We start from the raw sequence: 17,668 nt of genomic DNA, 5'->3' as shown, positions 1-17,668 counted from the left end.
CCTCAGCATAGGTGCCGACCATTCTGTTTAACACGCTTCAGAGAACTCGGTAGTAACTGACATGCCTCGTTTTTCTTTTGCTCGCTGCCCATGTTAAATGACTGAAGCCCACTGGAACAGCCTGCTTACCGCCATCACGACAAAACAGGTGATTCCTGTCGTCGGTGAGGGCGTTGTCACCATCCCAAAATCGCTTGGTGGTGGAGTTTTAAATCCGTGGTTGTCCAGAACCTTGCAGAGAAGCCTTAGCCTGGAAGTGGCACCTGACCTGACTCTGAACCAGGTCGTCTGCAACCACTTGATGAACCACGGGAACCGGCAGCCGCTCTATAACCAGGTGAAACAGTTGCTGGATGAGCACGCGGAGACACTGCGGCCACAACAGCCACTTCTTGATCTTGCTTCCATCAGTGATTTCTCCCTCTACCTGAGCACCACCTTTGACAGTCTTTTGCTCGAGGCCCTCAATCAAGTGAGGTATGGCGGCGACCCTAAAACCAGCGTTTCCGTTTACCGGCCGAATGCGCACATCAAGGACAAAGACACCCCTGTTCTTAAAGACCAGATTCCCCAGGGCAGGACAATGCTGAGCCATCTCCTGGGAAGGGCCTCCACAAAACCCGACTACGCGCTTTGGGATGAAGACATCCTCGAGTTCATTCTCGGCCTGCACCGAGATCTGAACACCGATTATATGGGCAATCTGGCGTATGATCTCCAGGACAACCATTTGCTTTTTATTGGCCTGCGCTATTCAGACTGGCTTACCCGCTTCCTGGTCCGGGTCACGGAACAAAAACAGCTTTCCGAAACCCAACAAAACAGCCGCTTCCTGGCTACCAATCCTGATTGGGTAGAATCAAGCATGGTCATATTCTTTGACTCGCTTCGTCAGGAAACCAAAATCTGGCAGGTTGATCCCGCCGCATTTGTGAGTGAACTGCGTGAACGCTGGGAGAAGCGCACGGGAGTAACTCCAAAAGCAGCGGCAATGCACCAGTCGGCTTCATTGCCCGGCAAGGTCATGCCTCTGAACTCAATCTTTTTGAGTTATGCGCGGGAAGATTTTGACGTTGTAAAACACCTCAAAGAACAGCTGGAATTTTATGGCTGTGAAGAGGTTTGGTTCGATATGGACAGACTCCAGGTCGGAGAAAACTGGCGCAGTGCCCTTGAGCAGGAAGTGCGCTGCCGTTGTGCGGTGTTTGTTTCATGCATTTCCCGCACGACTGTAGGCAGAGCCGGCGAGTTGCACCGGGAGCGTTTTTGGGCAGCAGACACCGCCCCCATCTTTGGAGACGGCGCCACGTTTTACGTCCCTCTGATTATCGATGACCTCCCCATTAAAGAAGTGCGGAGAGAACCGACAGCCCTTTTTAACGAAAAGCATGCGATCCGTCTCAGTGATGACCCGGGCGTCTTTGAATCCCTGGCGAAGCGACTGCATGAAATTCAGCATCAAAACCGCCGTCAATGAGTGCCACCTTACTGACCCCGGATCGTCCCTGGCTTGGCCTCGCCTCCTATCAGGAGCAGCACCGGCCTTATTTCTTCGGCAGGCGGCAGGAAGAAAATGAGCTTTTTGAACGGGTCAAAAGGCACCGCCTCACGGTTCTCTATGGTCCGTCGGGCCTCGGCAAGACCTCCCTGCTGCAGGCGGGTCTTTACCCGCGTCTGGCCGCTGAAAACTGGCTGCCCATCAGGGTTCGTCTCACGTTTCCTGAACGCTCAGAAAACAACGTCGAGGCAGAACCTCAAACACTCCTCATCCAGATTCTCGCTCACCTTGCAGATGCGTTGATCGCGGCGGGAAGCGAGTCTGGGAAAAGATTGCAGGACACTCTCGCCAAGGCGGGCGCGCCCGGTTTTACTCTCCCCAGCCTCTGGGAAATCTGGCATGACAGCAGTTGGGGACTCCGGGATCCTGACGCCCCGAGGCCGGTTTTTCTCTTTGATCAGTTTGAGGAGATCTTCACTCTCGGTGAAGACGAGGCCCGTGCCCGCAATGCTACATTGATCCTCCGGGATGCACTGGCAGATCTGATCGAGGACCGCCCGTCACCCGATCTGGACCGCAGGCTGAGCGAAGACGCAGCCATGGTGGGACGCTTTGACTTCACGGCAGACAGTGCCCGTGTGGTCCTGGTATTGCGCGAAGAATATCTGGCCCGATTGGAGCGCTGGAGAAAAATCATCCCGAGTCTTCTGCGTAACCGCCAGGAACTCCGGCTTCTCGACGGTCCCCGTGCCTTGGAAGCCGTCACAGGCCCGGCTCGCATCGGCCGTGCACCAGGCCATCCCGGCCTTGTCACCAATGAAGTGGGTGCGGCCATTGTTCGAGCCGTGTCGAATGTTTCCGAAGACACGCCGTTGGAAGACATCGAAGCCGTGCCCCCGCTCTTGAGCCTGCTGTGCCGCGAGCTTAACGAACGGCGCCTGTCGGATGCCCAGGATGTCCTCGATCCCGCCAGCGCGGTGATTGATCTGGATCTTGTCCGGGGTAGCCGCAGCGAAATCCTCAACCGCTTCTACACCGATTGTTTTGCTGATCTGCCAGATGATGTTCGCATCATCCTGGAGGAAGACCTTCTGTCTCCCGGTGGCTACCGGGAAAGTCCCAGTTATGACAGCCTGGCCGTGCGGCTGAAACAACATGGTATTGATGAGCATGACAGAGTGCTCGCCATTCTTGTCGAACGCCGTTTGATTACCGCTGAAGAACGCAACGGCCATCGGCGGGTCGAACTGACTCACGACGTCCTTGCGCCCATTGTCAGAGCCAGCCGTGACGAACGGGAGCAACATGAAGAAAAGCTGGCCGCTGAAAAACGTGCTCTAGAGTCCGAACAGGCACAAAAAAAGGCGGAGGATGAAAAGCTTAAAGCCCAGCGCAGCGAAGCACTGCTGCGCCGCCGCTACTTTCACAGCATCGTCTTCGCCGCCTGTGCCTCGGTGCTTTTCCTCGTCACCGTTTACTTTTACAGCCTCTCGACAAGTGCACGCAAGGCAGCAGACAACGAAAAAAACAAAGCCATCGTCGCCAGTGACCAATTGAACCTCATGCGGCAAAATGCGCTCCAACTGGCCAAATCCCAAGCCATTGGGAAAACAGGCCTGGAAGCCATTTCAGCCTGGGCTGTGGCCGTCCAGATCAAACCAGATGATGATGAGGCTTTCGTCCAGTTGCTGGATGCTACACTGGACACCCCATTTACCCTTCCTGCACGCCTTTGGACCGGAGGCACGGTGCCCTCATTCAAGAGCATGCTGGAAAGAAAAGTTACGGTAGATGCTGACCAGCGGCATTTTGCGGTCATCAGCAACGGCGTTGCTGTGATCCGGAACACGGATCACCTAGCAGCTGAGGCTGTCACATTTCCCATTCCCGCAGAATTTCATTCAGCCATCTTCAGACTCGGAAAACAGGGACGCAGACTCGTCGCCTTGCAGATAACAAATAAAAATCAGACAATCGATGCCGCAGCGCCTCCTGTCGGGGAGAGATCCCAGTACGGAGACTCCGCAACCACGAGAATGTGGATCGCCGATTATGAAAACGGCAATCCGGTGCCGCATACCCGGACCTTCGATCTGGATCTGAAAATAAGAAAACCCGTCAACGCACTTGGAGAAGCCAATGTGCAATTGAGCCCCACAGGTAAATGGCTGGTCGCGGCCAACACGGAAATCGGCTCTTTCATCATCGATGAAAACGGCCAGATTCTCCCCCCGTTAGATTTGCCCCCAATTCCATCCGACATACAGCAGGCCGTTTTTCACCCGACCGATGCTATGCTGGTGGTGAAAACCCCGTATCAACGCTGCATGCTTTGGCAGCCGGATATAAGCGATTGGAAATGGATCGAATCGCCTCCTTCCTCCGCATCCCCCTCTTTAAAAGCCCAAGTCGCAGCCCCACAACCAAGTGTGGACGACAACGGCCCCAGCAAGACCGGTTATCCGCCTCCAAATTCCAGCGAGCAGCCAATACCGGCCGCCCAGTATCCGTCGCCGCAACAGTTGGCACAAGCCTATTACCAACAGCATCAGGCTTACCAGGCCTACCAGCAGCAACAAGCAGTACAGGCCTATTACTCACAATATCGGGCTTACCAAGCCTACCAACAACAAGCAGTACTGGCTTACTCACAGCAACTACAGACCATACCATCATATGACACAGAAACCCAACAACAGGCCCAATTCAGCCCTGATGGCGAGTGGCTGATAAAAACATCCAATAGCCAAAAGCTGCGTTTCTGGAACTCCATAGATTTACTGAATCTTCCAGCATCCAACTACGAGCTGAATCTGACGACACCGTTCTTCTCCAGTTCCCCCGGTCTGCCTTCAACAATGGCATGGGTGTTCCCACACCGTTCAAAAGATGACAACAACATCCTTCATCGGAGTTCCGTCATTTTTGGTGAAAGCCAGTCCAACATCCCAGGAGCCTGGCTGACACAGTTCTATTCATCCGGCAGTGCCAGGACGCTGGCCAGTGTCTTGAATCTTGAACAACGATTCTGCGAAGTTGACCAGACCCGGCGTTGGGCACTGCTTTCATCTGCGGTGGTCAGAGATTTGGCCGGTCCTTCAAAGCTGGATTATTCATCCACCAGCCTGGGTGCAGAAGATTACATTCGGCCGGATTATGACATTGCGACAGGGTACTTCGTCAACAGAGAGGGGATTTCTTACCTCAGGCAAATCAGCAACATTGGAATCGTCGCCGAATTCGCATTGGAACCAAACAGACGGCTATATCCTGAACTGATATCCCTGGGTAAGGGGCAGCGCACCGGGTGGCTGACCAGCAACGGCCAATGCCTCATGGTTTTGGATGAGGTCAACAACACCATCCACGCCACCGATATTGCCACCGGGCAGCCTCTGCCCAATCTGCAAACCATTACTCTCGACCAGAACTACCAGCCTGTTACTATTTGTCATCAGCGATGGTTTGTTGCCTCCACCAGTGGCGAGATTCTCACTGTACGGGTTTGGGATCTGCAGACGGGCAAGGCCCATTCCCCCGCTGTGTCCCTTCCGGATGATGCTGTCGGAGATTTGAATTCGAAGACTCTTGGCCTGGATTCATCAGGAGATTTTATTTACTGCATCTTCGGGAAATCGGGAGATGACGAGACGACGCTGTACAGATGGAAAATCGCTGAAGGCACTTCCTGGGAACCGGTCAAACATCTCCCCCCGGAGGAAGACATGGATTTGGGCCAGTGTATGGCCATCATCAAATCCACCGGCGACAAACCGGCTTTTTCACTTTTTAACCTGACCACTCAAACAAAAGTCCCTCTGCCACTGTCCAACGATCTCGACGCCTCTTCAGGCCCCCACCTGCGTTTTCATCTGAGCAGCGACCACCAACGCCTGACCTGCGTCTCCTCCCACCAGTCAGGCTTCTTAAACATCACGGTCTGCATCCTGAAGAACAATAAGTGGGAGGCATCCCCTGCACAAACCGTTGTCGACACCGTAGGCTTGGATCAACTTTCAGCCATCACCGTGAGTGATGATGGCAAATATCTGGCTATACACGATACGGCAGAACTATGCGTCTGGAGGTTGGGAAACAATCCCTCATACCGGACACCTTTGCCCAAGCTAAGCTGGGTGAAAACTTGGGCGAAAGATCAGTTTTCTGGCATGGCCTTCATTCCAGGCAGTTCCCGACTGAGCATCTCCACTTCAGAACTTATCCGGACTGTGGATGTCAAAGAATGGGACTTCAATACAACCCCTGAAGAACGGAAGGCCTTTGTCGAAGCGGTTACAAGCTTCCACACATCAAACGCATTGGTAAAAAATGCCGAATTGGCCTCAGACTTTGTCAGTCCAGGGAATGAAGTCTGGAACCGATATGGTCCCGGAAACAGCCAGAGTGAAATCAAGGCAGGCAGCAAACTGGCTGGCATCCTGGCCTGGCTGCTTAATCGAGAAAAGCGGCTTCCAAATCCTTTTGCAAAACAGGATCTCCGTGAACTGGCCCAAGTGGCCGGAGAATCCGATAAACTGAATATCCTGGAGCAGATTCTTCAAGTTGCCCCCTCCGATCCCACAGTCCTGGCAAAGTGGCAGGATTTGAACAGGCCCAAGACGATCTATCCATCGCTAATTCGCTTTGACGGTCGCTACGCATCCGCTTCAGCCTCACTGCCAATGCAAGTTACAATGGCCATCAATGCGGCCAACCACATTCAAGGAAAGCCGTATGTCCGAGGAGCCGGTCATACCAACATTGAAGATCGGGCCTATGACAGCTCCAGCTCCGTCTCCTACACTCTGATCAAGGCAGGCCTTCTTAAAAGCCCCATCACCTCTGCAGGTTTCGCCAAATATGGCCAGGCAGGTGAAGGCCGTTTCATCACCGTCTGGGTGAAGCCTGGAGAACACGTGTTCATGACCGTCTGCGGTCTCCGTCTGGACACTTCCGGGGACAGTGCCAGCGAAGGTCCCCGCTGGCGCACCCAAAGCCGCAGCTACGAAGGATTCACCCCACGGCATCCTTTTGGGTTCTAAGAAAGTCTGGTCCCGATATTCACACCGCCTCACTCGCAGCCTTCTCTCTCCCGTGTTCGCACCGAGGAGACGCATACCGCCAAGCCGGAGCCCAGCTCATTCCCCCCGGTCAGTGGCAGCATGGCACCTGAATCCGAAGTCGCCATCCGCGGCATTGTCCGGGCCCTCATACACTTCCAAAATCCTTGCTGGCCAGCACAGTCCCTTCTGTTCCATCATCTTCTTTGCAATGATTTGATGTGTGTCATGGCGGCCATACCCGCCATAGGGCGGCTTCGCTTGATTCAGATCTTTTAGAGTCTCGTCCAGCAACTCGCGGATGTGGGGTTCCTCTGCCGCCCCAACCTCCCGCCACCAGGTGTCACGGGCGAAGTAAAAGACACAGTTCAGTGCCTCCGCCTTGATCCAATAATCCTCCCTAGGCCAGTCAGCGAAAGGCGGCTCAACGTGATAACGGATATGTCTCTGAAAAAAGAAATGCTCCTGCGCTTGCGCTCCGCTCATCCACCACTCGTCCTCTTCCGTCAGCGTGCCAGGCACATGCTCGTATTCGCCAGTTTCGAAATTCCACTCTGCTCCGAAATGCATGTGTAGAACCTTCACCGTTTGCTCCACGGACAGCTCTATTTTCATCTGGATAAATTCATCATAATCCGGGCAGAGTTCCGCTAGTCGTCGCATCAGCCCCGTGCGCACAAACGCCACCTCCTCATCTGTCCACATCTCTCCAGTCTTGAGTTTTTGATTGAGCGTGGGCGGGAAAACGTTTTTGAGCAAATCCATCCCTTTACCTGCCATGCTTCAACCTCCAGATCAATCGGACCAGCACCTAGGACATAGACTCAGCCTCATGAAGACCAAAGAGACATTGCGGCTTTTGAAAGCCTCTTAGCCTCTCCGGTCCTTGAGAGGCAAACGAATCATTAGATCGTACCAATCCTCGGAAAGACATGATCACACCGCCTCGCTCGCTGCCTTTACGGCTTCCAGTTCTTCCCAGCGGGCATAGAGTTGGGCGACGTGGGCCTTTGCCTTGTCCAATTCGGCCATCAGTCCTTCTGCTTCGGTGGAGCGAGTGACGTAAAACGATGGATCATTCAGCGTGGTATCGAGTGTTTCCACCTTGCCTTCGGCTTCCAGGATCACGCCTTCGATCTCCTCCAGCTCGCGCACTTCTTTGAAGCTGAGTTTGCGTGGCTTCACCTGGCTCTTCGCCGCAGCAGGTTTCTCCGCTTTCACTGGCGCGCTCCACAGTTTGCCCCTGGCTTCGCGTTCTTTACGCTTCTCCAGGTAGTAGCTGTAGTTGCCCACCTGCACATGCACGCCGTTTTCTTCAAAAGCGATGATCTGGTCGCACACGCGGTCCAGAAAATAGCGGTCATGGCTGACCACGATGGAGCTGCCGCCAAAGTTGCTCAGCGCCTCTTCAAGGATGCGCAAGCTTTGCAGGTCCAGGTCGTTCGTCGGCTCATCCAGCACGATGACGTTGCCGCCGCGCTTCAGCACCTTCGCCAGCATGAGGCGGGCACGCTCGCCACCGGACAGGCGGTCCACGCGTTCATTGGTGCGGTCATCGCTGAAAAGGAAACGCCGCAGGTAGGCGCGGGCGCTCATGCGCTGTTGGCCAAAGAAGACCACGTCATCTTGATCGGCCACCTCGGCCAAAACGGTACCATCCCCCATGAGCTGCATGCGCGTCTGGTCGATGTAGTTGAACACCACTTTCTTGCCCACCGTGGCTTTGCCGATGTCCGGCTCCCGCTGACCCATGCAGATGCGCAGCAGCGTGGTCTTGCCTGCGCCATTGCGGCCCACGATGCCCGTGCACTGGCCAGGGCGAAAGACCACATCCAGATTCTTGAACAGCCAGCGCACGTCGCCGTTGTCTTGGTCTACCTTGCCGCCCACGTTTTCCAGGTTCACGGCGATGTCCCCCATCTCCGCGGGTGGCGGCAGCAGCAGGTCCATCTCGCGCTCTTCAGGCGGGGCTTCCTGGCCCTCAATGGCGTAAAAGGCATCCAGTCGGCTGCGCTGCTTGGTCCCACGTGCCTTCACCCCGGCACGCACCCATTCCAGCTCCGTACGCAGGAAGCGCTGGCGGCGGCGTTCCGCCTGTTCGGCGATCTGCTGACGGGCCGCTTTGCTCTCCAAAAAGGCCGTGTAGTTCCCTGGATGCGAGTAGCAACGTCCATCGGAAAGCTCAATCACCCGCGTGGCGATGACATCGAGGAAATAGCGGTCATGCGTGACGAAAATGGTGGCTCCAGGGAAACCGCGCAGGCAGTCCTCCAGCCAGCGGATGGAGTCGGCATCCAGATGGTTGGTCGGCTCATCCAACAGCAGCAGGTCCGGCTGCGCCACCAGGGCGCGACACAGGGCCACGCGGCGTTTTTCACCCCCGGAAAGCGGCGCCACGATGGCCTCCATGGGCGGGGCAGACAAAGCCGTGGCTGTGGCACGGATGCGCGCGTCCAGGTTCCAGCCATCCGCCGCCTCGATCTGGTGCAGCATTTCCGCTAGCTCAGCATCGCTGCCGTCCCCGGCTTCGTAGCGGGTGATCCAGCTTACCAAATCCGCCGCACCGGCCTGGATGTTTTCCAAAACCGTGCCGTTCATGTCCAGCTCAAACTCCTGCGGTAGGTAGCCCATGCGTAAGCCACGGCGGAGGGAGAGCTCACCCGAATCGGGACGCTCCACCCCAGCCAGGATCTTCAGCAGGCTGGTCTTGCCACAGCCATTGCGACCTACCAGGCCTACTTTCTCACCGGCGGCCACCGCCAGCGTCACCTCTTCCAGCAGGCGTTGATTGCCATAGGAAAGGGCCAGTTCATTGGCGGAAAGGAGGGCAGCAGTCGGCGGGGGCATAGCGGGGGGCGCAAGACATACCCGGCAGAACTTCACACGCCAGAGCGAATGCAGGCTCGACACCGGATATCTTCTGCATCATGAAAGCGGGATATTGCGTTTTTTACTGCCATGAAACTCTTGTTCCTCACCCTCGCCACTACCGTTCTCCTCATGACCTCCGCCGCCGCTGAAGCTCCCTACCGCCACGTCGTTTTCTTCAAATTCAAGGACACCGCCACGCCTGAGCAGGTGCAAACCATCGAAAAAGCCTTCATCGAACTGGCCAAAAAGATTGATACCGTAGAGGCCTTCGAGTGGGGCACCAATGTGAGCCCGGAGAACCTTAACGACGGCTTCACCCACTGTTTCTTCGTCACCTTCGCCAACAAAGCCGGACTGGAAACCTACCTCCCCCACCCATCCCACCAGAGCTTTGTCGCCCAGCTCAAGCCGATCCTGGATAAGGTCTGTGTGCTCGACTACGTGGCCAAGTAAGCCCCCCTGCCCTCCATCCCTGTGAGCACGGCCGCCGCCAAATACCACTTCGCTTCAGACAATACCTCCGGCATCTGCCCGGAGGCCTGGCAGGCTATGGCGGAGGCCAATGCGGGCTACCAGCCCAGCTACGGGGCCGATGCCATCACAGCCGCCGCATGCGAAAGCTTCCGTCAGTTTTTCGAGACTGACTGCGAAGTGTTCTTTGTCTTCAATGGCACCTCGGCCAATTCCCTCTCTCTCGCCAGCCTGTGCCAGAGCTACCACAGCGTGATCTGCAGCGATGTAGCCCACGTGGAGACCGATGAATGCGGCGCACCCGAGTTCTTTTCCAATGGCTCAAAGCTGCTGCTGGCGAAAAGTTCGTTAGGCAAGCTGGACCCTACAGATGTCGAACGCCTCATCACCCATCGCACGGACCTGCACTATCCCCGCCCTAGAGCTTTGAGCCTCAGCCAAAGCACCGAACTGGGCAGCACCTACCGCCCTGGTGAAATCGCCGGGCTCTGTCAGGTGGCGAAACAGCATGGCGTGCACGTGCACATGGATGGAGCGCGTTTTTTCAATGCCCTCGCCGCCCTGGGCTGCAAGCCCGCAGACATCACCTGGAAGGCCGGAGTGGATGTGCTGTGCTGTGGCGGAACGAAGCTAGGCATGGCCGTTACAGAAGCCGTCGTCTTCTTCAACCGCGACCTCGCCCGCGACTTTGAATACCGCTGCAAACAGGCCGGGCAGCTTTGTTCCAAAATGCGCTTCATCTCTGCCCAGTGGCTACGCATCCTCAGCGATGACACTTGGCGCAAGCACGCCAACAGCGCCAATCACCTGGCCCGCAAACTTGCCGATGGCCTCGGCCACCTGCCCGGGGTGCAGATCCTTTACCCCGTGGATGCCAATGCCGTCTTTGCCCGCCTTCCTGAGTCCATCAAAACCGGGCTGAAGGAGCGCGGCTGGATCTTTTACAGCTTCATCGGTGGTGGCTCCCGCCTCATGTGCTCCTGGGCCACCACCGAGGCCGATGTGCAGGCCTTCCTGGCCGATGCCCAGGCCTGCCTGTGATCCTCACCGCGCTGCTGTCGCGGCTGTGCGTTTGCCGATGCAGAAGAGGTGCTTGCTACCCCGGACAAAAATCTGCCCCTCGCTCATGGCGGGGGAGGCATACACCTTTTCATCCAGTTCGCTTTCAGCCAGCAGTTCATACTTCGTGCCCGGCTTCACGGTACGCAGCAGACCGAAGTCATTGATGAAATAGACATGCCTTTCGGCACTTACCAGGGAGGCGTGGTGCTCCTTCATCCGTTCTTCCCACACGATCTCGCCCGTCTCCGCATCAAAGCAGTGACCGATGCCGGAATCGCTAACGATGAGCAGCCAACCCTTTTCGCAGATAGGGCTGGGCACATACGAAACGCCCTTGTTCGTGCGCCATTCGATGTGGGTATTCGTCACATCCCCCGCGCCATCAGGGCGGATCGCCAGGATGTGGTGCTCAGGAAAACCGCCACTCAGCAGTAACAGGCCCGACTTTTCATCAAAGACAGGCGAGGCCACAAACTGCTCGGTCGGCCCGTCCATCATCCACAGCAGGCGGCCATCGCGTGGATCATAACTGGTCACGCACTTGCTGCCCGTCAGGACCATCTGGGTGCGCCCAGCCATCTCACGAATCAGTGGCACGCAGTAGCTGCGCGTCTGGTTGGGCCGCTGGATACGCCACAGCTCGCGCCCATCAGCACGGGACAGAGCCACCATGTAGCCTGGACCATCGTGGTCGCAGTTCACGATCACTTTGTCCTCAAACAGAATGGGGCTGGAGCAAAAGCCATGCTTGCTAGCGAACGTGCCCGGCCGCACCTGCCACACCTGCTTGCCACTAAAGTCATGGGCACTGATAACCACCTCCGTTTGGTCTAGGAACGCGGTGAATACCTTCTCGCCATCGGTCGCTGGCGTGCTGGAGGCGTGGCTGTTCAGACGATGCTTCCCTTCCAGGCCTGTTTTCAGTACCTCCTTTTGCCACTGCACCTTGCCCGTAGCGCGGTCCAGGCACAGCAGCACACGCACCTGCTCCTCCGGCAGGGAGGCCACAGTAAAAATACGGTCCCCCCACACGATGGGTGAGGCATGGCCCTCCCCAGGGAGTTCCGCCTTCCAGGCCAGCGTCTTTTCTGTCAGCTCCGTGGGAAAGCCCCGGTCCAGGCTCGTGCCATCCAGGCGCGGTCCTCGCCACTGCGGCCAGTTCTCAGCATGGAGCGTGGCAGCAAACAGGAAGGGCAAAACAAAACGCATGGTGAAACAGTATCGGTTTGAATCCAAGGCTTCAATCAAAAGTGCGGTGACTCTTGATGGATCGCACTTTCTACTTGGGCACAAAAAAGCGGGACCCTCTCGCGATGGTCCCGCCTCAAAGTTCAATCCAGCGTGGCTTACTTGGCCTTGGCAAAAAGATCCGCCACCGCCGTCCAGTTCACCACATTCCACCAGGCAGTGATGTAGTCAGGGCGCTTGTTCTGATACTTCAGGTAGTAGGCGTGCTCCCAGACGTCGCAACCCAGGATCGGGGTGCCGCTACCATCCATAAGGGGGTTATCCTGGTTCGGGGTGGAGGTCACGGCCACTTTGCCATCTTTCACCACCAGCCATGCCCAGCCGGAGCCGAAACGAGTGGCACCTGCCTTTGCGAAGGCTTCTTTGAAGGCATCAAAACTTCCGAAAGCGGCATTGATGGCCTCTGCCAACTCACCCGTCGGGGCTCCACCAGCGTTCGGGCCCATGATATTCCAGAACAGGCTGTGGTTGAAATGACCACCGCCATTGTTGCGAACGGCAGCCTGGATGTCAGCAGGCACGCTGCTGATTTTCTTGCACAGATCTTCGATCGAAAGAGCCTCAAGATCAGCCTTGCCAGCGATGGCGTTGTTCAAATTGGTCACATAGGCGTTGTGATGGCGACCATGATGGATCTCCATAGTAGCAGCGTCAATGTGTGGTTCGAGTGCCGTCTTGTCGTAGGGGAGTGCGGGCAGTGTATGAGCCATAATCGTTTGGTTTGGGTTAGAATGGGTAGGTAGAGGGCGATACGCCGCGGGGCAAGGTCGCTCTCAACAAACTCGTCAAAAAAAGAACCGAAAGCCTGGACTGTCCAGCTTTGGAATGAATCACTTCATCCATCATCTTCGCAGCAGCAGCGGCATTCACGCTCCTGATTTTCGTGAATCTTGTCACTCGAAGGATTTTTTGCACCGCTTTGATGCCCTCCAATGTGACAATTCCGTCACCTTTGCGTCGTTTTTGTCGTTTGCAAAAACCGCCACCACCGTCTTTCTAGCCACTCGGGTCGGTGAGACCCGGTCTCCCCCTAGCATGCCGCCCAGTCCCTCAGACGCACCCGCCACGAAGACACCGGGTGCATCACGCCCAGTTCCAGAACGCTTCATTGTCTCTAAAGGCACTTTGCGCTGGGACCGATTTATGAATTCGGCCATCGTCTTCGGTGGCATTGGCATCATCGTCGCAGTCTCAGGCATTTTTGCTTTTATCGCGCTGGAGATCGCACCGCTCTTCCAGGGTGCCCGCGTGGAAGAAAAAACCAAGATCGCGCTGGCCGCACCTTCGGGTGCACTCGTGGGCCTCGATGAATGGTCCGAGCTACCTTTTTACTTCGATGGCGGAAGCGAGGTGGTCTTCCAACCCGTCAAAGGCGGACCTGCCCAGCGCTTGCCCACCGGATTGCCAACTGGCACCCAAATCACTGCGAAACGTCACAATCCCGTCACAGGCCGCATGGCCATCGGTACTGCAGACGGTCAGGTAGGGTTCGTCGCTATTCAATACCAGTCTGAGTATCAAGGTCAGAGCAAACCTGTGATCAAACCAGCGGTTAAAGCCGAGCCCCTGCTCCCCCTCCGCGAGGCCGGCACCTCTGCCCCTGCCAACTTGACTCCGATTCTAGACATGGATTACGCAGACTCGGGGGACAAAAAGCTCTTCGCGGCGATTCAGGAGGTCAATGGTCAGCACCAGCTCACTACCATGAGCCTGCGACAAAAAAAGAGCCTCATGGGCAAGGGTAAAACCGAGATCGACGCCCGGGAAGATCTCACACCGCTTCTTGCAGGGGCCAAGCCTCAGCGGGTGCTCGTCGCAGGGACGGCCGATAGCCTCGTGGCCCTCACTGATGCCGGAGAGGTGCTGTATTTTTACCGTCTGAGCAGCGGCTGGGAACTGCGCCAGCGATTCAAGCCTTTCGATGGTGGCCAAGTCTCTGGAGTGGACTATCTTTTTGGCCAGGTCAGCCTCGTTTGTTACAACAATCAGGGGAAAGTCCGCATCTTTAGCCTCTTCGTGCCGGAGGGCGGCACCACACGGCTTTTTGGCCAGACCAAGGAGTTCCAACCGATCAATGGCCCCATCACCTACTACCGTGCCAGCCAGAGGAATAAATCCTTCCTCGTCGGCAATGCTCAGGAGTGTGCCCTCTGCTATGCCACCACTGCCAGTGTTCGCCGCAATGTGAAGCTACCTTTCGAAGCCGTCTCCGTGGCCATGGATGCCAAGGCGGAGCACATCGGTTTTCTCGATACCCAGGGCAGCATGCACCTCTACGAGATTAGTGATCCACACCCCGAGGCTGGCTGGAGCGCTTTTTTTGGCAAGGTCTGGTATGAAGGCTTTGCCGGTCCCAAATACGAGTGGCAGAGCACCAGCGGCACAGATGACTTTGAGCCCAAGCTGTCTTTGATCCCCCTCATCATGGGTTCCTTAAAGGGCACTTTTTATGCCATGCTCTTTGCGGTGCCGATTGCCCTACTAGCCGCCATTTACACATCTCAGTTCCTGGCTCCGGGCATGAAAAAGATCGTCAAACCGGCGATGGAAATTATGGCCTCATTGCCCTCCGTCGTGCTGGGTTTCCTGGCAGCCCTGTGGCTGGCCCCTCTGATAGAAAACCGCGTGCCCTCGGTCATCTTGCTGGTCATCTCCATCCCTATTTCCGCCAGTCTTCTGGGCATTTTATGGGGTCGCATGCCGATTGTTTATCGCAACCGCCTGCCCAAAGGCACTGAGTACTTAATCATAGCCCCCGTGATGTTGGGTTTCGCCTGGTTAGGATGGCAACTGGGCCCCGCTCTGGAAAAAGCCGTTTTTGTCGCCACCATGCCAGATGGCAGCCAGATCGCAGATTTCCGCATGTGGTGGCCGCGCTTCACCGGCATGTCTTATGACCAACGTAACTGTCTCGTTGTCGGTTTCATGATGGGCTTCGCCGTCATTCCCGTCATCTTCACCATCGCGGAGGATGCCCTTTCCAATGTCCCGCCTTCCCTCACCTCGGCCTCAGAGGCCCTCGGTGCTTCACGCTGGCAGGTGGTGCGCACCGTTGTATTGCCCGTCGCCTCTGCTGGCATCCTATCAGCAGTCATGATCGGCCTAGGCCGTGCCGTCGGAGAAACGATGGTTGTGGTGATGGCTACAGGTAATACCGGCTTTTTCGATGCTTCAGGCAACTTTTTGTTAGGCGAATTAGGCCTCGGTGCGGGTAAGTTTCCTCTGGCAGATCATTGGAACCCCTTCAACGGCATGCGCACCCTTTCCGCCAATATCGCCGTGGAACTGCCTGAAGCAGCCCAGAACTCCACCCACTACCGCACCCTCTTCCTCGGTGCCCTGGTTCTCTTCGGCATGACCTTTGTGCTGAACACCGTGGCCGAAGTCCTGCGCCAGAAACTGCGCGACAAATTCAAAATCGTCTGATGCCTTCCCCGACTCCCCAACAGCCGGCCCGTACCAAAGGTGAGGTGAAAGTGTGGCTCACCGCCGCAGGACTCACGCTCGGCCTCATCATGATCAGCGGCCTGCTGCTGCTCATTGCCATCAATGGTCTCTCAGTCTTTTGGCCAGACCGCGTGGCTGTTTATACCATCAAAGAAGGTGATAAGGAAACCCGTATTGCAGGCAGCTTGGTCAAAACACAGCAGCGCCGCAAACCTGACGGCAGCTTTGTCAGCGAACACTCTATTTTTACCGGCAACAAAGACGCCTACAATCTCGCCTTCCGTTTCATCAACGACTCTGACATCGTCAATCAAACAGATGCCAAAGGCATCTATGTAGCCGAGCGTATGGAGTATGGCGATGCTATCTTCACCCCCGTCGCTCTCCAATTAGGCGATGGTAAAAAAGTCCCCGGCGAGGATGCCGCCTTCGCCAGCGAATTTGCCCGTCTGGTCAAAGAGGGGAACGAACGACGCGAAGAAATCCTGCGGATTGAAAAGCATGAAATCGGCGACATCAATGCTCGCATGAAGCGGCTAGAGATCCGCTCACGCAAAGAAGACGTCAAAGCAGAGATTGCTAAAGAGCAGGCGCTTTATCAGACACTCGCTGATCAGGCTCAGAAGCTCCGCACGGCCCAGACAGCGGATAAACTTATCTACAAGCTAGCCTCAGGGGAAGAGCGCTCGCAGAACGTCGGTGACATCCTCCATTTCTACCAGCCAAACGACATTGGAGTGTTCGATCAGTTCATCGTTTTCCTCCAAGCCATCTGGGAATTTCTCATGGCGGAGCCGCGTGAAGCCAATACCGAAGGGGGTATCTTCCCCGCCATTTTCGGCACTTTTGTCATGACTGTGCTCATGGCTGTGATGGTCACCCCCTTTGGTATCATCGCCGCCATCTACCTGCGCGAATATGCTCGCCAAGGTTTTCTGGTGCAGGTGGTTCGTATTTGCGTCAATAACCTCGCCGGGGTGCCATCCATCGTCTTCGGTGTTTTCGGCTTGGGCTTCTTCGTTTACGGAGTCGGTGGCTTCATCGATGGCGGCGTGCAGTATCCCCTCGCGCCGAATTGGTGGTTCGCCGCAGGCTTTGGTGCTCTGGCCTGCATCGGCCTCGCTGTTTACCTCTCCACCCATAATCGCACCGCCATTCCTACCCAGCAAAAACGGCAAAAGTTTCTGCAAAAGGTCGAAGGTGTTCTGTGGATTTCCAGTGTCTTCCTTGTCATCATCACCGTGGCCCGTTGCCCCTATTTCGGCGGCTTTTTCAGCGATAGCCTGCCCACGCCCACCTTTGGTACCGGCGGCATTCTTTGGGCATCGCTCACCCTGGCCCTGATGACCCTGCCTGTGGTGATCGTCGCCACAGAAGAAGCCCTTGTCGCAGTGCCGCGTGGCGTGCGTGAGGCGGCCCTTGCCTGTGGTGCTTCTAAATGGCAGACGATTCAGCGAATCGTGCTTCCCAGCGCTCTACCCGGTGTGATGACGGGTGTCATCTTGGCCATGGCACGTGGCGCAGGCGAAGTCGCCCCTCTCATGATCACTGGTGTGGTCAAACTGGCACCTTCCCTGCCCCTGGATCTCTCCTGGCCCTTCATCCATGCCGAGCGCAAGTTCATGCACCTCGGCTTCCACATCTTCGACCTCGGCTTTCAGTCCCCCGATTCCGAAGGGGCCAAGCCCATGGTCTTTGCGACCACGCTCCTGCTCATCCTCCTCGTTGTGGCCCTGAATCTCGCTGCCATTAAGATCCGAGCCCGACTGCGCAAACGCTACCAGGCCAGCGCCTTTTGAGCAGATAATCGCTGCTCCTTAGCCGCCTGCGTCCCGCACGCAGGATGCTCGATGCTCTGGACGGAAAGCCAACTCCCCCTTGAGCTTCCTCTCCCCCAAGTACGAGACCTACCGAGTCCTCTGTTTTTGTGAGCCGCTTAGGCAGATTGAGATCAATGATTGAATGGGGGCAAGTTTACAGGATTAACAAAATGTGTGGGAAGGCGGTGAAT

10 protein-coding genes are annotated in these 17,668 nt (G+C 56.3%); 6 read left to right on the top strand and 4 right to left on the bottom strand.

The genetic code is table 11. The annotated features are described in order from the left end of the window. The first annotated feature begins 97 nt into the window (after window positions 1-97). Complete coding sequence (locus HNQ64_RS07530) at window positions 98-1,477, top strand: toll/interleukin-1 receptor domain-containing protein (protein ID WP_221305371.1); 1,380 nt, start codon at window positions 98-100, stop codon at window positions 1,475-1,477. After that, window positions 1,474-6,540, top strand: a complete 5,067-nt coding sequence (locus tag HNQ64_RS07525) for an ATP-binding protein (RefSeq protein WP_343075881.1) — start codon at window positions 1,474-1,476, stop codon at window positions 6,538-6,540. Before HNQ64_RS07530 ends, HNQ64_RS07525 begins: the two co-directional genes overlap by 4 nt. Before the next feature lie 96 nt (window positions 6,541-6,636). On the opposite strand, the gene HNQ64_RS07520 is transcribed toward HNQ64_RS07525, so the two are convergent. Beyond that, the gene (locus HNQ64_RS07520) at window positions 6,637-7,323 is read right to left on the bottom strand and encodes a hypothetical protein (RefSeq protein WP_184207070.1); all 687 of its coding nucleotides are present in this window, start codon (window positions 7,321-7,323) and stop codon (window positions 6,637-6,639) included. 171 nt (window positions 7,324-7,494) lie between these two features. After that, window positions 7,495-9,405 (bottom strand): ABC-F family ATP-binding cassette domain-containing protein, encoded by a 1,911-nt coding sequence (locus HNQ64_RS07515; protein WP_184207068.1) that lies wholly within the window; start codon window positions 9,403-9,405, stop codon window positions 7,495-7,497. A 111-nt stretch (window positions 9,406-9,516) separates the two neighbouring features. On the opposite strand from HNQ64_RS07515, the gene HNQ64_RS07510 reads away from it, so the two are divergent. Then, window positions 9,517-9,882, top strand: a complete 366-nt coding sequence (locus tag HNQ64_RS07510) for a Dabb family protein (protein WP_184207066.1) — start codon at window positions 9,517-9,519, stop codon at window positions 9,880-9,882. Between the two features lie 21 nt (window positions 9,883-9,903). Beyond that, window positions 9,904-10,941 carry a beta-eliminating lyase-related protein gene (locus HNQ64_RS07505; protein WP_184207064.1) on the top strand — a complete coding sequence of 346 codons (1,038 nt, stop codon included), beginning with the start codon at window positions 9,904-9,906 and terminating at the stop codon, window positions 10,939-10,941. A 3-nt stretch (window positions 10,942-10,944) separates the two neighbouring features. Here HNQ64_RS07505 and HNQ64_RS07500 read toward each other — a convergent pair whose 3' ends face one another. Beyond that, a complete protein-coding gene (locus tag HNQ64_RS07500) occupies window positions 10,945-12,171 on the bottom strand; it encodes a PQQ-like beta-propeller repeat protein (protein WP_184207062.1) in 1,227 nt (408 codons plus the stop codon). 137 nt (window positions 12,172-12,308) lie between these two features. Further along, entirely contained in the window at window positions 12,309-12,920 is a 612-nt protein-coding gene (locus HNQ64_RS07495; protein WP_184207060.1) for a superoxide dismutase, read from the bottom strand. A gap of 115 nt (window positions 12,921-13,035) precedes the next feature. Between HNQ64_RS07495 and HNQ64_RS07490 the strand changes: the two genes are divergently transcribed. Further along, on the top strand, window positions 13,036-15,636 hold the full coding sequence (locus tag HNQ64_RS07490) for an ABC transporter permease subunit (protein ID WP_184207058.1): 2,601 nt from the start codon (window positions 13,036-13,038) through the stop codon (window positions 15,634-15,636). Continuing rightward, the gene (locus HNQ64_RS07485; protein ID WP_184207056.1) at window positions 15,636-17,456 is read left to right on the top strand and encodes an ABC transporter permease subunit; all 1,821 of its coding nucleotides are present in this window, start codon (window positions 15,636-15,638) and stop codon (window positions 17,454-17,456) included. Before HNQ64_RS07490 ends, HNQ64_RS07485 begins: the two co-directional genes overlap by 1 nt. Window positions 17,457-17,668 lie beyond the last annotated feature (212 nt).

The sequence above is a fragment of the Prosthecobacter dejongeii genome (assembly GCF_014203045.1).
Classification (GTDB): Bacteria; Verrucomicrobiota; Verrucomicrobiia; order Verrucomicrobiales; family Verrucomicrobiaceae; genus Prosthecobacter; species Prosthecobacter dejongeii.
The sequence above is the reverse complement of the archived record's forward strand: the minus strand, read 5'-3'. Positions and strand labels throughout refer to the sequence as shown.

Bases quoted from the DNA above. Each gene is read 5' to 3' on its own strand.
- HNQ64_RS07500 (WP_184207062.1), bottom strand. From the start codon at position 12,171: ATGCGTTTTGTTTTGCCCTTCCTGTTTGCTGCCACGCTCCATGCTGAG.
- HNQ64_RS07495 (WP_184207060.1), bottom strand. From the start codon at position 12,920: ATGGCTCATACACTGCCCGCACTCCCCTACGACAAGACGGCACTCGAA.
- HNQ64_RS07515 (WP_184207068.1), bottom strand. From the start codon at position 9,405: ATGCCCCCGCCGACTGCTGCCCTCCTTTCCGCCAATGAACTGGCCCTT.
- HNQ64_RS07490 (WP_184207058.1), top strand. From the start codon at position 13,036: ATGAATCACTTCATCCATCATCTTCGCAGCAGCAGCGGCATTCACGCT.
- HNQ64_RS07525 (WP_343075881.1), top strand. From the start codon at position 1,474: ATGAGTGCCACCTTACTGACCCCGGATCGTCCCTGGCTTGGCCTCGCC.
- HNQ64_RS07485 (WP_184207056.1), top strand. From the start codon at position 15,636: ATGCCTTCCCCGACTCCCCAACAGCCGGCCCGTACCAAAGGTGAGGTG.
- HNQ64_RS07530 (WP_221305371.1), top strand. From the start codon at position 98: ATGACTGAAGCCCACTGGAACAGCCTGCTTACCGCCATCACGACAAAA.
- HNQ64_RS07520 (WP_184207070.1), bottom strand. From the start codon at position 7,323: ATGGATTTGCTCAAAAACGTTTTCCCGCCCACGCTCAATCAAAAACTC.
- HNQ64_RS07510 (WP_184207066.1), top strand. From the start codon at position 9,517: ATGAAACTCTTGTTCCTCACCCTCGCCACTACCGTTCTCCTCATGACC.